General features: G+C 40.1%; 15 protein-coding genes and 1 pseudogene. 8 read left to right on the forward strand and 8 right to left on the reverse strand.

Features of this window, described 5'->3' with window-relative positions:
* The 7 genes from K1X56_12790 to fabD all read left to right on the forward strand — a co-directional run.
* Positions 1-249 (forward strand): hypothetical protein (locus tag K1X56_12790; protein MBX7095590.1); only part of this gene is annotated, 249 nt, incomplete at its 5' end.
* The gene (gene aroA, locus K1X56_12795) at positions 246-1,505 is read left to right on the forward strand and encodes a 3-phosphoshikimate 1-carboxyvinyltransferase (protein ID MBX7095591.1); all 1,260 of its coding nucleotides are present in this window, start codon (positions 246-248) and stop codon (positions 1,503-1,505) included. The genes K1X56_12790 and aroA, both read left to right, overlap by 4 nt.
* Positions 1,506-1,535: 30 nt before the next feature.
* Positions 1,536-4,298 (forward strand): T9SS type A sorting domain-containing protein, encoded by a 2,763-nt coding sequence (locus K1X56_12800; GenBank protein MBX7095592.1) that lies wholly within the window; start codon positions 1,536-1,538, stop codon positions 4,296-4,298.
* Between the two features lie 75 nt (positions 4,299-4,373).
* Positions 4,374-4,793, forward strand: a complete 420-nt coding sequence (locus K1X56_12805) for a 6-carboxytetrahydropterin synthase (GenBank protein ID MBX7095593.1) — start codon at positions 4,374-4,376, stop codon at positions 4,791-4,793.
* A 43-nt stretch (positions 4,794-4,836) separates the two neighbouring features.
* On the forward strand, positions 4,837-5,436 hold the full coding sequence (folE, locus tag K1X56_12810) for a GTP cyclohydrolase I FolE (protein MBX7095594.1): 600 nt from the start codon (positions 4,837-4,839) through the stop codon (positions 5,434-5,436).
* A 55-nt stretch (positions 5,437-5,491) separates the two neighbouring features.
* Positions 5,492-6,244: a Bax inhibitor-1/YccA family protein gene (locus K1X56_12815; protein MBX7095595.1), complete on the forward strand. Its 753-nt coding sequence runs from the start codon at positions 5,492-5,494 to the stop codon at positions 6,242-6,244.
* Positions 6,245-6,335: 91 nt separating this feature from the next.
* Positions 6,336-7,214 carry an ACP S-malonyltransferase gene (fabD, locus tag K1X56_12820; GenBank protein MBX7095596.1) on the forward strand — a complete coding sequence of 293 codons (879 nt, stop codon included), beginning with the start codon at positions 6,336-6,338 and terminating at the stop codon, positions 7,212-7,214.
* 49 nt (positions 7,215-7,263) lie between these two features.
* On the opposite strand, the gene K1X56_12825 is transcribed toward fabD, so the two are convergent.
* The 6 genes and pseudogenes from K1X56_12825 to K1X56_12850 form a co-directional block, all read right to left on the reverse strand.
* A complete protein-coding gene (locus K1X56_12825; protein MBX7095597.1) occupies positions 7,264-7,758 on the reverse strand; it encodes a hypothetical protein in 495 nt (164 codons plus the stop codon).
* A gap of 70 nt (positions 7,759-7,828) precedes the next feature.
* Positions 7,829-8,581 carry a histidinol phosphatase gene (locus K1X56_12830; GenBank protein ID MBX7095598.1) on the reverse strand — a complete coding sequence of 251 codons (753 nt, stop codon included), beginning with the start codon at positions 8,579-8,581 and terminating at the stop codon, positions 7,829-7,831.
* A complete protein-coding gene (gene rfbB, locus K1X56_12835) occupies positions 8,581-9,621 on the reverse strand; it encodes a dTDP-glucose 4,6-dehydratase (protein ID MBX7095599.1) in 1,041 nt (346 codons plus the stop codon). The genes K1X56_12830 and rfbB overlap by 1 nt, the downstream gene beginning before the upstream one ends.
* A gap of 15 nt (positions 9,622-9,636) precedes the next feature.
* The gene (locus K1X56_12840; protein MBX7095600.1) at positions 9,637-10,926 is read right to left on the reverse strand and encodes a nucleotide sugar dehydrogenase; all 1,290 of its coding nucleotides are present in this window, start codon (positions 10,924-10,926) and stop codon (positions 9,637-9,639) included.
* 23 nt (positions 10,927-10,949) lie between these two features.
* A pseudogene (locus tag K1X56_12845) lies at positions 10,950-11,972 on the reverse strand (Gfo/Idh/MocA family oxidoreductase).
* 5 nt (positions 11,973-11,977) lie between these two features.
* Positions 11,978-12,556 (reverse strand): N-acetyltransferase, encoded by a 579-nt coding sequence (locus K1X56_12850; GenBank protein MBX7095601.1) that lies wholly within the window; start codon positions 12,554-12,556, stop codon positions 11,978-11,980.
* Between the two features lie 138 nt (positions 12,557-12,694).
* Between K1X56_12850 and K1X56_12855 the strand changes: the two genes are divergently transcribed.
* The gene (locus K1X56_12855; protein MBX7095602.1) at positions 12,695-13,558 is read left to right on the forward strand and encodes a DUF2911 domain-containing protein; all 864 of its coding nucleotides are present in this window, start codon (positions 12,695-12,697) and stop codon (positions 13,556-13,558) included.
* Positions 13,559-13,586: 28 nt separating this feature from the next.
* Here K1X56_12855 and K1X56_12860 read toward each other — a convergent pair whose 3' ends face one another.
* Positions 13,587-14,048 (reverse strand): hypothetical protein, encoded by a 462-nt coding sequence (locus K1X56_12860; GenBank protein MBX7095603.1) that lies wholly within the window; start codon positions 14,046-14,048, stop codon positions 13,587-13,589.
* A 126-nt stretch (positions 14,049-14,174) separates the two neighbouring features.
* On the reverse strand, positions 14,175-14,785 hold a 611-nt coding region (locus tag K1X56_12865), incomplete at its 5' end, for a hypothetical protein (protein MBX7095604.1).

Raw genomic sequence — 14,785 nt, forward strand, 5'->3', positions numbered from 1 at the left:
TACCGAAAACTTCCGCTGGAGCAATTCAATGCCATTGTTCATCTTATTACCAATTGGTTTCCGCATTATCCCATCGATGAAATGGATTTTCACCGGTTGATTGAGTTGATGCGAAATGATAAGAAGAATAAAGATCAGCGAATCAATTTTGTTTTGCTGGAGAGTATTGGCGTACCGAGTGTAGATTGTTTTGCCTCTGCCGATGAAATTAAAGATGCTCTCCGGTATTATATCAGCTTAGGGAGATGAAAAAAATTCATATCCGTTCAAGGTTCGATAGCATAGCCGCGCAGGTAAATTTATCCGGTTCCAAGAGTGAAAGCAATCGTGTGCTTATTATTTCTTCACTCTGTGATGAAGCTTTTTCCATTCGCGATATTTCAGTTTCTAAAGATACCACCACACTCATTGATATTCTTACTGCACTTCGTTCCAGTTCTGCGGAGCGTGAATTGGTTTTTGATGTGGGTGCTGCAGGAACGGTAATGCGTTTTGTAACGGCATTGTTAAGCATTACGCCGGGTCATTTTTTAATCACTGGAAGTGAACGCATGAAAAAACGTCCGATAGGAATTCTGGTGGATGCACTTCGCGATTTAGGAGCAGAGATTGAATACGTCAACGAAGCGGGATTTCCTCCATTGCGGATTCATGGTAAAAAACTGCAGGGAGGACACATATCCATGAACCCTACAGTTAGCAGTCAGTTTGTTTCTGCCGTTCTCATGATTGCACCTCACACACAACAGGGCGTTACAATTTCATTTAACGGCGTTCCCGTTTCTAAACCTTACCTCGATATGACCACCAGCATCATGAAGTATTTCGGTGCTCAGGTGCAATGGAATGAAAACCGCCTTGAGGTGGAGCAGGGAAAATATACCGGGAAAGATTTTGTAATTGAGGCCGACTGGAGTTCTGCTTCTTATTGGTACAGCATTGCTGCTTTATCCAAAAAATGCGATTTGTTTTTAGGTGGATTACAAGAGCATAGTTTGCAGGGAGATCAGGTTCTGACTGATTTGTTTTTATCACTCGGTGTAAAAACGAATTTTGAAGAACAGGGAATCCGCTTAACAAAACAAAATGATTTCCAACTTCCGGAATATTTTGAATTCGATTTTTCTTCTTGTCCGGATCTTGCTCAAACCCTTGCGTGTACTTGTGCCGCTCTTGGAATTGAAAGTAAACTTACGGGATTATCCACCCTGAATTTGAAGGAAAGTCGCCGCATAGATGCCTTGTCGGAAGAATTGAAAAATTTTGGCATCCGAACAACCGTATTGGGGAATTCCGGAATTGAAATTCACCGTGGAAATTTATTTCCTCCAAAAAATACAGTAAAAACCTATGCCGACCACCGAATGGCAATGGCTTTTGCTCCTTTGGCATTGGTTTGTAAAGAGCTGGTTATTGAAGATCCAATGGTAGTGGAGAAGTCGTACCCCGCTTTTTGGAATGATCTTGAACATGCCGGATTTGAAACTGAAGTTGAAATAGCTTAAATTTAATTTTCCTTTTATACAAGTTGCGTTATGAATTACCGGATTAAAATTTTCTTATCTCTTTTTGTAGTGGTTACACTGATTGTTTTTTCGGAACAATCTGCTTCCACGAAAATGAAAAGCGGTGAAATGAGTATTGGTTCTCCCGACGATGAATCGGGTTGGATGGCTTATGAATTCGATCGTCATGTTGACCCTCACACCGGTGAAATTCCATCCGGAATTCGTAAACGTGAATTATTATTTGCCGAAACTTTACCGCAAAATGTATCTCGCTCATTAAGCTGGAATCTGATTGGTCCACGTGATCTTGGTGGAAGAACACGCGCCGTAGCCTATGATGTGCGCAACGAAAATATCATTCTTGCCGGAGGTGTAACTTCCGGTATTTGGAGAAGTACGGATGGCGGACAATCCTTCACCCGCGTTTCTGATGTTTCCCAATTACATTCTGTAACTTCGATTGTTCAGGATAAACGTGCCGGTCACCAAGACACCTGGTACGCCGGTACTGGAGAATATTATGGCATTGTAAGCGGAACTAGTTTCACTTCACGCATGAGTGGCGATGGTGTATTTAAATCGACCGATAACGGATTAACCTGGACACATCTCACTTCTTCTTCTTCAGGAACTCCGCAAACCATTTATGCCAATGGCGATATGGATTTTGTGTGGCGAATGGTTACCGATCCCACTGCAAGCAGTGATGTGGTATTAGCTGCAGTTATCAATGGCGTTTTCAGAAGTGCAGATGGCGGACAAACCTGGGATCCTGTTCTGGGATTCGATTCAACCGTTAGTTATTTTTCTGATTATTGCGATATCATCGTTACACCATCAGGCGTGTTTTATGCCGCACTTTCCAGTGATGGTCCCGATAAAGGAATTTACCGCTCTACTGATGGTATCAACTGGACACTCTTAAACGCTCCTTTGCCGGGAACCTACAACCGGATTGCCATGGCTTATAATCCGCAAGATGAAAATGAAGTCATGTTCGTTTCCGAAACACCGGGTACAGGATTAAATGATCATTCATTGTTCAAGTACACCTACCTTTCCGGAAACGGAAGTGGTGCGGGCGGTCAATGGGAAAATCGCTCACTTAATTTACCCAATGGTTCCTGCACCGGATTTTTCGATTTCGATTTCGGTTATTTTCAAACGCAGGGTGGATACGATATGCATATTGCCTGGCATCCCACTAACGATAGCATTATTTTCTTAGGAGGAACCAGTTTATACCGCAGCACTACACAGTTTACCACTACAGATTACAGTTGGATTGGCGGTTACCAGTGTAATGCGAACCGTGCAAATTATGTTTATCCCAATCATCACCCGGATCAGCATGGTTTAATTTTCCTTTCTTCAGATCCCAATAAAGCCATTTCATTTTCCGATGGAGGAATTCATAAATCGGACGATATTCTTGCTGATTCTGTTTTTTGGACTTCCCTCAATAATGGATATGTCAGTTCGCAATTCTACACGGTTTCCATTGAGGAAGGAGATGCCTATAATGATTTTCTTGTAGCAGGTGCTCAGGATAACGGCGTTTGGTTTACCAATAGAAATCACATCGATTCACTTTGGAAATGGGTGTACCGTGGTGATGGATCCTATCTCGGTATTCCGAATGGAAGAGACTATTATATTTTTTCCATTCAGCAGGGAAAAATGGGTAAAATGTTAATGAACGACAATGGCGATACTGCATTGAGCACACGCATAGATCCAACAGGCGCGCCCTCGAATTATAATTTCATCAATGCCTTTACAATGGATCCGTTTAATCCGGATCGTTTGTACCTGGTAACCCGACTAAAAATCTGGAGAAACGATTCGCTATCTGCTATTCCTGTAGTTGGAGATATTTTTAATACGATATCACAGGGGTGGACTGAAATTACACAAAGTGCTATTTCACTTTCAGATGGATATATTACTGTTTCCGAAATCAGCAAGGCGGTTCCCGATCGTTTGTATTATGGTTGTTCTAAAAATGCGGTTTATCGTTTGGATAATGCAAGCTCCGCTTCGCCGGTGAAAACAGAAATTACAGGAGCAAATTTTCCTGCCAATTCATACGTGAGCAGCATTGGAGCAAATCCTTTTGATGCAGATGAGTTGATGGTGACCTTCTCCAATTATTCCATACCAAGTATTTTTCACACCAGTGATGGAGGAAGCAACTGGACCGATATCAGCGGAAACCTGGAACAAAATCCGGACGGATCAGGTGATGGTCCCGCCGTTTATTGGGCTACTATTTATCCGACCTTCCCTTCGCCAACTTATTACGTTGGTACCAGTGTAGGATTATATTCAACCACCCAATTAAACGGAGCTTCTACGGTTTGGCAAATGGAGGGACCAAGCACCATCGGAAAAGCGGTTGTCAATATGATGAAAACGCGTACCAGTGACGGGAAGTTTGTGGTGGCTACGCATGGTAACGGAATTTATTCTGCACAATTGGAACCCGTATTCACATCTGCACCTGATATTTCTTTAAATGAGTTTGGATTTGCATCTTATCCGAATCCATTTTCTGAAGTAACATCCTTAGATCTTAATCTTCCTCAAGCCGGTAAATTGGTGGTGGAAGTGTATGATTTAAGCGGACGGAAAGTGAAGACCTTGTACAATGGCGAGAGTCCTTCCGGTCCAAAACGTCTGTTGTGGTACCGGAATACGGAAAGTGGATCTGCTGTAGGAAGTGGAACCTATCTGATTCGTTGTGTTTCGGGCGAGCGAAGCATTATGAAAAAGGTGGTGGTGTATTAAGCTGATTTACATCATACGCTTTTCTTTTTTGTTGCATTGCTTTCTTATGCCGTATATTTGCGGAAGATTTTGAATATGAGACTTTCTTACATTACACGCAGAGAAAATTTTAATGCCGCACATAAATTGTGGCATGATGAATGGAGCGAGGAAAAAAACATTGAGGTTTTTGGTAAATGCGCTAATAAAAACTGGCATGGTCACAATTACAGCTTATTTGTAACCGTAAAAGGAATTCCCGATCCCGTAACCGGATTTATTGTCGACTTAAAAGCATTAAGTGTCTTAATCCGCGAAGAAGTAATAGAGCACCTGGATCACCGGAATTTGAATCTTGATGTTCCATTTTTACAAGGAATAAAACCCTCTACCGAGAATCTGGCCATTGTAATTTGGGATATTTTAAAAGAACCCATTCAACGTTTGGGTGGAACATTGCACGGAATTAAACTGGTAGAAACCGAAAACAACTCCGCTGAATATTACGGCGAATAAAAAAAGGATGACTGATAAATCTGACATAATTTCCGAAAATTCGATGGACGGATATGAAAAGATTGAGCAATACAATACTGCCTCAATCGGGATCATATCCGACGCATTTTCCAAAATTATCCCTGCATTAGGCGAGGATGTCCAGCGCGAAGGCCTTCAAAAAACCCCTGAGCGAGTGGCTAAGGCCTTACAGTTTTTAACCCATGGTTATGATCTGAATCCCAGGGAAATCCTTCAATCCGCCATGTTTGCGGAAGATTACCGTCAAATGGTAATTGTGAAGGACATTGAAATGTATTCCATGTGTGAGCATCACATGTTGCCCTTTTTCGGCAAAGCGCATGTGGCTTATATTCCCAACGGACATATTGTCGGACTTTCCAAAATTCCGCGCGTTGTAGATGCCTTTGCACGGCGTTTGCAGGTACAAGAGAGACTGACCACAGAAATCCGCGATTGTATTCAGGAAACATTAAATCCTTTAGGCGTTGCGGTGGTTATTGAGGCCAGTCACATGTGTATGCAGATGCGGGGAATTCAAAAGCAAAATTCGGTAACCACCACCAGTGCTTTTACCGGTGAGTTTTTGAAGGACACCACACGAAAGGAGTTTATTTCCTTAATTGGTTCGCATTTAAGTTGAAAAAAATATAACTTGAAACCACAAATAACGTTTAACAACCAAAAACTAAAATAACATGAGCAACGATTTGTTCAATTCATTCAATTCTGGCAGTAGTTCAACCGAGTACAATAAATCTACCGGTTTTACAGGTGCCATTCCCAAAACCTTTGTGGCTAACGTGTTTTCTTACATGCTGGCTGCTCTTGCCATTACCGGTGTTGTTGCCTATGCAGTAGGGAGCAATGAAAGTCTTTTTGCAAGCTTGTTTTTAACGGAAACCGGAGTTTCTCCTTTATTCTGGATTGTTAGCTTATTACCAATTGGATTGGTGATGCTGATGAGCTTTGCATTTAACCGCCTTTCTGCACCTGTGATGCTGGGTGTTTACATTTTGTATTCGGCATTAATGGGCTTGTCATTAAGTTCAATTTTCCTGATTTACACCGGAGGTTCAATTGCCATGGTGTTCTTTATTACTGCAGGTACATTTGGTGCTATGGCTGCTTTAGGTTATACTACAAATATGGACCTCACTAAAATGGGATCTATTTTAACCATGGCATTAATCGGAATTGTAATTGCCAGTCTTGTAAATCTTTTCATGAGAAGTGAAGGATTGGATTACCTGATCAGCATTTTGGGAGTGCTTGTATTTACAGGACTCACTGCATACGATATGCAAAAAATCAAGCAAATGGGCGAGCAGGTAGGTACTGGTCACGAATTAGCCAGCAAAATGGCGATTATGGCCGGATTAACGCTTTATCTTGATTTCATCAACTTGTTTTTGTTCTTGCTTCGTTTATTAGGAAGCCGCAACGAATAATTCATTTTTTAATACAGAGACCCCGGTTTAATCCGGGGTTTTTTGTTTTAGGAATTTCCTCTTATTTTCGTCGCTCATCAATAATCATCACATGAAAAAAGCATATGTTTTTCCCGGACAGGGATCTCAGTTTGTTGGAATGGGAAAAGATCTTTACGATAATTCTCCATTGGCAAAAGATATGTTTGAAAAAGCGAATTCCATTTTAGGATTCCGCATTACAGACATCATGTTTTCCGGTACAGATGAAGAGTTAAAGCAAACCAAAGTTACTCAACCCGCCATTTTTCTTCACTCGGTGATTTTGGCTGCCACATTAGGTGATTCATTTCAACCCGACATGGTAGCAGGACATTCACTCGGTGAATTTTCGGCTTTGGTTGCCAATAAAACCCTTGCTTTCGAAGATGCACTTGTGTTGGTTTCTAAACGTGCTATGGCCATGCAAAAAGCATGTGAAGCTGTTCCCTCTACCATGGCAGCAGTGCTTGGTTTAGAAGATTCGAAAGTGGAAGAAATTTGCGCAGCTACCGAAGGGGTTGTGGTTGCGGCGAATTATAATTGTCCCGGACAATTAGTTATTTCCGGTTCAGTGGAAGCTGTTAACCGTGCTTGTGAAGCTTTAAAAGCAGCAGGAGCAAAACGCGCCTTAGTGTTACCGGTTGGTGGAGCATTTCACTCGCCATTAATGGAACCTGCTCGTATTGAATTGGAAGCTGCCATTAATTCCACGCATTTTAATACACCTGTTTGTCCCGTATATCAAAACGTAACTGCTTCGGCTGTAAATAATGCAGAAGAGATTAAAAAGAACCTCGTTGCGCAATTAACTGCACCTGTGGCATGGACGCAATCCGTAAAGCAAATGGTGGCAGATGGAGCAACGCAGTTTGTGGAAGTTGGACCAGGAAAAGTGTTACAAGGTTTAGTTAAGAAAATTGCACCTGAAGCTGAAGCGGCAAGTGCATAAATGAAAATATCCATAAATGAAAAATCCCCTTGAGAAAGGGGATTTTTTTTTAGATTTTTATTTGCCAAAGCATCGGGACATTTAACTCTGCAGGAGGTGAAGATTTTTGATCATTCACTTCCGGAGAAATGTACCATATTTTTTTTCCGTTCTCTTCGGTCATGTAAACCTTACGTGTGCCATTCCCTTGTTGTATTTCTTTAAGAATAGGCATTAATTCGGCAGGCGTTGCGTTTTTCTGGCAGCTTCTAACTTCGAATTTGGTAAAGCTTAACTGAGAAATATTCTTTTTTTCTACCACTACCTGAGTTTCAACTTTAGGTGCGGGAGTACTTTCTTCAATAACTTCAATGATAACCCAATCCTTTCCGTTCAGACTAAGCTTATTCGTATTTACGGTCTTAGATTCGTTCGGGTCATTCGATTTTTCAGTATTCCCGTCGTTATTCCCAGGCGCAGTATTATTCCCCGCTGCAGCAATACCAATATTGAGCAGTAGCACCACCAGTGGCAAAACAAACGAGGAAAAACGAATCTTCTTCATAGGATGTGTGCTCAAATATAGTCAAAAACAATGCCCCGCTGAAAAAATTTAACAAAAATTGAAGCTTGAATCAGGCTAATTTTTGATTCAGTAGATTATTGATTTTTAGAGCTTTATGTAAATATGGTAGTTTAGCGCTCTCCTTTAGAAGGGCAATATGGTTGAGGTTGTGGCAGTCGGTACCCAATAAACTAATCATGTTTTGGTCGATCAGTTTTTCGGCAATTTTTTTGGTTGCCGGGGAATAATGGCCACTGAGTGAGTTCAGGTTTAATTGCAAAATCACACCTTTATCGTGCATCATTTCAATTTTTTCCCATTGATTGTGCCAGAAGGTATATCGTTCCACATGTGCAAGTACCGGTTTATAGCCTGCCATTTGCATTTCAAAAACGACTCTGCTTAGGTTTTGAGGTTCACCGATAAATGGCATTTCAAACAACACATAACTATTTCCAAAGGTCAATAATTCTTTGTTTTTGATTTTGTCCTCCAAATCGAAATCGAGGTAGTATTCGGCTGCGGCTTCGATTTGAATGTGGAGACCTGCTTGTTGTGCTGCTTTACGAACTGCATCTAAACCGCTCAAAATAATTTCGGGTGTATTGCGGTAAAAATCACTCATGATATGTGGAGTGGTAATTACCTTTTTATAACCGAGAAGCTGCATTTCCTGCAACAGTGCAAGAGAATCTTCCATCGTCTTGGCACCGTCGTCGATTCCCGGAATAAAATGTGAATGCACATCTGTACCCAGAACCGATAAATCAGCAGCTTCTAATTTTTCTTCCTTCCCTCCAAACAGTCGCGATAAAAATGACATTAGCGGTGACTATATTGTTTTTCGTAATAAGATTTATAATCGCCACTGGTAACGTGGTCGAGCCATGCGTTGTTTTTAAGGTACCAGTCCACTGTTTTTTCTAATCCTTCTTCAAATGTAACGCTGGGTTTCCACCCTAGTTCGTTGCGAAGTTTAGAAGCGTCGATGGCATAACGTAAATCATGTCCTGCTCTGTCTTTCACAAAAGTGATCAGTCGTTCTGAAGTTCCCAGTTCGCGACCAAGTTTCACATCCATGGTTTTGCAGAGGAAACGGATCAGGTCAATGTTTTTCCATTCGTTGAGTCCGCCTACATTATACGTTTCACCACTTTTTCCATTGTGATAAATCAAATCAATGGCAGCTGCATGATCTTCCACATATAACCAATCGCGAATATTTTCGCCTTTTCCATATACAGGAACTTCCTTGCTGTTTTTGATGTTGTGAATGGCAAGTGGAATTAATTTTTCCGGGAAGTGATTGGGTCCGTAATTATTGCTGCAGTTGGATAATACCACATCCAGATTATAGGTGTGATGGTAAGCGCGCACAAAATGATCGGAAGAAGCTTTTGATGCAGAGTAGGGGGAACGCGGATCGTATTTGGTGCTCTCGGAAAATAATCCGGATGTTCCCAGAGAACCGTAAACTTCATCGGTACTTACATGATAAAAGCGACGGTTTTTTTCTCCGGATTTCGCGGCGTTAAGTAAGTTAACGGTTCCAATTACATTGGTCATTACAAACTCCAGCGGATTAGCAATGGAGCGGTCCACATGCGATTCTGCAGCGAGATGTACTACACCGTCGAAATCGTGTTGAGTAAATAAATCATGAATGAACTTTCCATCTGTAATATCACCTTTTATAAAATGATAATTCGGACGATCCTGAATGTCTTTTAGATTCTCCAGGTTTCCGGCATAGGTTAAATTATCGAGGTTATAGATTTCGTATTGCGGATATTTTTTTACGAATAAGCGCACTACATGTGAACCGATAAAACCTGCACCTCCGGTGATGAGAATTTTTGTCATGATAAATATTTTAGCTTATAGACTCCAGTACGTAAGTTTTTTAATCTTGTTGCGGTAAATTCCTTTTACATCCGTAAGCACGCCGCCTTTCGACATAATGGATGCAAAATATTTTTCATCGAGATCAACATACTCTTTATGATTAACGGCAACAATAACGCCATCGTATCCTTTTCCGATTTTATTTAATCCGAAACCGTATTCATGTTTCAATTCATCGGAGTCGGCATGAGGGTCAACAATATCCACTTTAACACCGAACGATTTTAATTCTTTAAGAACATCGGCAATTTTAGAGTTACGGATATCGCTTACGTTTTCTTTAAACGTTGCACCCATGATCAGGACTTTTGATTTGGAAATATTTTTTCCTGCCGCGATAATTTTTTTCACAGTTACTTTAGCCACATAATATCCCATGGAATCGTTTACATACCTGCCAGAATTGATCACGCGTGCATGGTAGCCTAATGATGCTGCTTTATGCGTTAAATAGTAAGGGTCTACACCAATACAGTGACCACCTACTAATCCCGGATAAAAGCGCAGGAAATTCCATTTAGTTCCGGCTGCTTCGAGTACATCAAAAGTGTTGATTCCCATTTTTCCGAAGATGATGGATAATTCATTCATCAATGCAATGTTTACGTCGCGCTGTGTATTTTCAATAATTTTTGCAGCCTCTGCCACTTTAATACTCGATGCACGGTGTACACCCGGTTCGATAATTAATTCATACACTTTGGCAATAATATCCAATGATTCTGCAGAACATCCGGAAACCACCTTTTTGATTTTGGTAATGGTGTGTTCTTTATCACCCGGATTAATACGCTCTGGTGAATAACCAACTTTGAAATCTTTCTTGAATTTTAATTTCGATTCCTTTTCCAAAACCGGAATACAATCCTCTTCTGTACAACCGGGATAAACGGTGGACTCAAATACGACGTAATCTCCTTTTTTCAAAACTTTTCCAACCGTGGTGGAAGCGCCGATGAGTGGTGTTAAATCAGGAAGATTGTTTTCATCGATGGGTGTAGGAACAGCAACAACGAAGAATTGTGCTTTTTTTAAATCTTCCAGTTTTGCTGTAAAGGTAATGTCGCATCCCTTAAAGGCTTCTTTCGGAAGTTCATTGGAAGGGTCAATTCCTTTTTTCATCATTGCAACGCGTTCTGCGTTGATGTCGAAACCAATCACTTTAATTTTTTTTGCGAATGCCAGTGCAATCGGGAGTCCTACATATCCGAGTCCGATTACCGCCATGGTGGCTTCTTTTTTTACTAGTTGCTTGTATAACATAATCTAATTTTCGTAGTGTTATTTTATTTTTTTGGCGTCGCTTTTAGCGCGTAAATTCGTTCGATGATTTCCACCACCTTTAATCCTTCGAGTGCATTGGTGGTCATGGTTGTTCTGCCTTTGATGGTGTCGGTAACATTGGCAAAAATGTAATGGTGGTTGTTGGCTGATCCTTTGTAGTGACCATAATCGTTGGCTGGATTGGTAGGTGCTAATTCCGGCATGCTATAATCCAGAATGTTGCACACTTCAACTTTATCCATGTATTGTCCTCCAATTTTCACACTTCCTTTACTTCCAATGATTGTGATTGAACTTTCGAGGTTTTTGTCCCAAACAGATGTAGAGTAGTTTATACATCCCATTCCTCCATTTACAAAATCAAAATTCACTAGACCGGAATCTTCAAATTCGGTAAGATCTGTATGGTTGAAATCCTGGAATTTTGCCTGAATATTTTCAATATCACCAAACAACCAGTACATGATATCGATGAAATGCGAAAACTGCGTAAACAGTGTTCCGCCATCCAATGCGAGTGAACCTTTCCAGTTGTCTTTTTTATAATATCGCTCATCACGGTTCCAGTAGCAATTTAATTGAACCATGTAAATATCACCCAGGGTGCCCTGCTCAACAATTTGTTTGATCCATTGGGAAGGTGGCGAATACCTGTTTTGCATAACACAGAAAACGTGTTTATGCACTTGAAGTGATTTAAAAATAATTTCTTCGCAATCCCGCTTCGAAAGGGCCATTGGTTTTTCGCAAACTATGTGTTTCTGGGCCTGCAATGCAATTAAGGAATGTTTGGCATGTAATCCATTGGGAGAACAAACGCACACTACATCAATTTCGGGATGTTCATTAAGCATTTGTTCTGCATCGGTATAAAAGTCCTCTTCTATATTTTCAATGCCCAATTTTTCTTTCGGCTGAATATCGCAAACGGCAATTAATTTGCATTCGGAATTTCTTCGAACCATTTCGGCATGACGCTTTCCGATATGGCCTTGGCCAATTACCGCAAAATTTATTTTTTTCTCTTCACTCACTTGATTCGTTTTACAATGCCATTGCTTAATTCATATTCTTGTCCACTTTCCGGACAAACCGCTTTTCCGTTGGTATCAAATTTCAATTTATGTCCGTACTCGCTCATCCATCCCGTCTGTCTTCCCGGATTCCCAATGATCAATGCATAAGCAGGGACAGTTTTCGTTACCACTGCACCTGCTCCAATGAAAGCAAACTCTCCGATGTTATGTCCACAGACAATCGTCGCATTTGCTCCAATCGAGGCTCCTTTTCCTACATGCGTTTTTGCATATTGATCTTTGCGGTTAACAGCACTGCGCGGATTGATTACATTGGTGAATACCATGCTTGGTCCAAGAAAAACATCATCATCACAAGTGACGCCTGTGTAAATACTCACGTTATTCTGAATTTTGACATTGTTCCCCAATATCACCTCCGGTGAGATGACTACGTTTTGCCCGATGTTGCAGTTTTTTCCGATTTTGCATTTAGGCATGATATGCGAGAAATGCCAAATTCGGGTGCCTTCCCCAATTTCGCATCCTTCGTCAATAACCGCGGATGGATGTGCTGTGTATGCCTGACTCATAAAGGGAAACAAATATACTCAGTGTGAGGGAAAAAACTGAACAATTTGACGGAACATTTGTTTGAAATGCTGAAGTTTAATTATTTGTTGGTACAAATTTCCCCATTTTTTTACCTTTAAGCACCAAAACACAGAATTATGAGAACAAAAAATCGAATTTTTACGGCCTTTTTCGGTCTTTTCCTGGCAGCTTCCGCCTCAGCGCAGCTCACAATACCTGCTCCTAGTCCAACCATTTCGGTGGAGCAACAATTTGCAACTTCAAAGATTTCGCTTAGTTACAGTCGCCCCTCGGTTAAAGGCCGCAAGATTTTTGGCGATTTAGTTCCTTTCGATAAAGTTTGGAGAACGGGTGCAAACGGTGCTACTACCATTTATTTCGGCGAAGAGGTTATGGTGAATGGAACTACCATTGCTAAGGGTAAATATGGATTATTATCTATTCCGGGTAAAATGGAGTGGACATTAATTTTATCAAAGGATACCACTGTAACGTCGCCTGCTGATTATAAACAGGAAAATGATGTTGTTCGTGTAAAATCTAAAATTGTGAAACTTCCGATGTCGGTAGAAACTTTTACAATTGATTTGAATAATTATCGTCCAAAGGGTGATGCGATTGATGTTCGTTTGATGTGGGACCGCACCATGGTTTCTTTTACTGTTTCTGCCAATATTGATGCGAAAATCATGGCTCAGATTGAAACTGAAATGAAAGGTGAAAAGAAGCCGTATTATCAGGCTGCCCGTTATTATTTTGAAAACGGTAAAGATTTAAAGAAGGCTTTAGAGTGGATTACAGAAGCTGTAAATCAACGTCCGGATGCCTATTGGATTATTTTGATGAAAGCTAAAATTCAAAAAGAATTAAAGGATTACGATGGTGCCATTGCTACTGCGAAATTATCCATTGAAAAGGCGAAGGCTGATCAAAATGATGATTACGTAAAAATGAATGAGCAATTAATCGCTGAGTGCGAGAAGTTGAAAATGAAAAAATAAGAATAGCTTCATGAATAAAAAAGGACTGTCATTTGGCAGTCCTTTTTGTTTTACTATATGTTGAAGTGTTTTTTGAAGTTTTACTTTTTTTATTTTTTTTCAGGTAATCTATTTCCCGACTGAGCTCTTCAATTTTTTTATTCAGCATCTCAATTTGCGTTTCCTGCATTTTTTTTGATTCTTCGAGCAAATAGTATTTCTTAAAAATCTGAGAATCGATTTCAGTTTTTTCTGCTATTTTTTTCAGGCTAAAATTATTTTCCACATCATAGCTGGACTTTGGTGTGCGAAGGTCCTGTGAAAGCAGCGCAAAAAAATCTGTTTCCAGCACAACACAGATTGATCTTAATAGGAAGGTATCTATTTCTTTTCGGTCGAAAATATTGTACACCACATTTCTACTTCTGTTGATTTTTTTCGAGAAGCTGGTAACGGTCATCCCCTTATTGTATAAAGTCCTTTTGATGATTTGTCCCATGTGTACAGCCATGAAACAAAAGTACCTTGTGTGTATTTATAATTCATTTATAATTGTATCGAATTGTGATACATATGTGTAATATTTATTGTGACAGTGTAATAGATAATACACATTAATGAATAATATCAGTTACAGTTATATTTTATGGATTTCGGTGAAATTTTCGATGGAACTAAACCATTCTGTAGTTTTGATCAACGGAAACCACGATGGTTTTTTCAAAATAAAATACCTGTAGCTGGAGAATTTCCATTTTTCAGGTGATTTACAAATGCCGCTTTTAATGGGATTATTGTGGATATAGATGACCAGTTCCAGCAAATATTGAAATCCACTGATTGCTTTTCGTTGAAATGGATTCATGAACAATCCTCCTTTTCGTTTACGTTGATTATTTAATGCAATGGTATAGGAGATTTGTAGTTTGGTGATTTGATGTATGATGAGTTGATTGTATTCTCCCGGACTTAGTTCTTTAGGTTCCATATTGAGTTTGTCCCACTGGATTTCCTCTATATTCTTTGTTAATATCAAAAAATGATAGTGATTAGGCATCAGACAGAAACAGGCAACATGGGCAACGGGGGAAACAAACTGTTTGAATTTCCTTAGGAAGAAGGAGTAATTGTCATCATTATAAAACATTATTTCATTTCCGTGTGCTCTGTTGTACAGGTGATAATAATGGTTTTCAAGGATAGGATGTAGTGGTTTTGCAGGCATGGCTTTTAGGGGTAAAGTGCTTT

The organism is Flavobacteriales bacterium (assembly GCA_019694795.1).
Taxonomy (GTDB): Bacteria; Bacteroidota; Bacteroidia; order Flavobacteriales_D; family UBA2798; genus UBA2798.

Coding starts and splice junctions, on each gene's coding strand:
- aroA (MBX7095591.1), top strand. CDS start 246: ATGAAAAAAATTCATATCCGTTCAAGGTTCGATAGCATAGCCGCGCAG.
- K1X56_12800 (MBX7095592.1), top strand. CDS start 1,536: ATGAATTACCGGATTAAAATTTTCTTATCTCTTTTTGTAGTGGTTACA.
- K1X56_12805 (MBX7095593.1), top strand. CDS start 4,374: ATGAGACTTTCTTACATTACACGCAGAGAAAATTTTAATGCCGCACAT.
- folE (MBX7095594.1), top strand. CDS start 4,837: ATGGACGGATATGAAAAGATTGAGCAATACAATACTGCCTCAATCGGG.
- K1X56_12815 (MBX7095595.1), top strand. CDS start 5,492: ATGAGCAACGATTTGTTCAATTCATTCAATTCTGGCAGTAGTTCAACC.
- fabD (MBX7095596.1), top strand. CDS start 6,336: ATGAAAAAAGCATATGTTTTTCCCGGACAGGGATCTCAGTTTGTTGGA.
- K1X56_12825 (MBX7095597.1), bottom strand. CDS start 7,758: ATGAAGAAGATTCGTTTTTCCTCGTTTGTTTTGCCACTGGTGGTGCTA.
- K1X56_12830 (MBX7095598.1), bottom strand. CDS start 8,581: ATGTCATTTTTATCGCGACTGTTTGGAGGGAAGGAAGAAAAATTAGAA.
- rfbB (MBX7095599.1), bottom strand. CDS start 9,621: ATGACAAAAATTCTCATCACCGGAGGTGCAGGTTTTATCGGTTCACAT.
- K1X56_12840 (MBX7095600.1), bottom strand. CDS start 10,926: ATGTTATACAAGCAACTAGTAAAAAAAGAAGCCACCATGGCGGTAATC.
- K1X56_12850 (MBX7095601.1), bottom strand. CDS start 12,556: ATGAGTCAGGCATACACAGCACATCCATCCGCGGTTATTGACGAAGGA.
- K1X56_12855 (MBX7095602.1), top strand. CDS start 12,695: ATGAGAACAAAAAATCGAATTTTTACGGCCTTTTTCGGTCTTTTCCTG.
- K1X56_12860 (MBX7095603.1), bottom strand. CDS start 14,048: ATGGCTGTACACATGGGACAAATCATCAAAAGGACTTTATACAATAAG.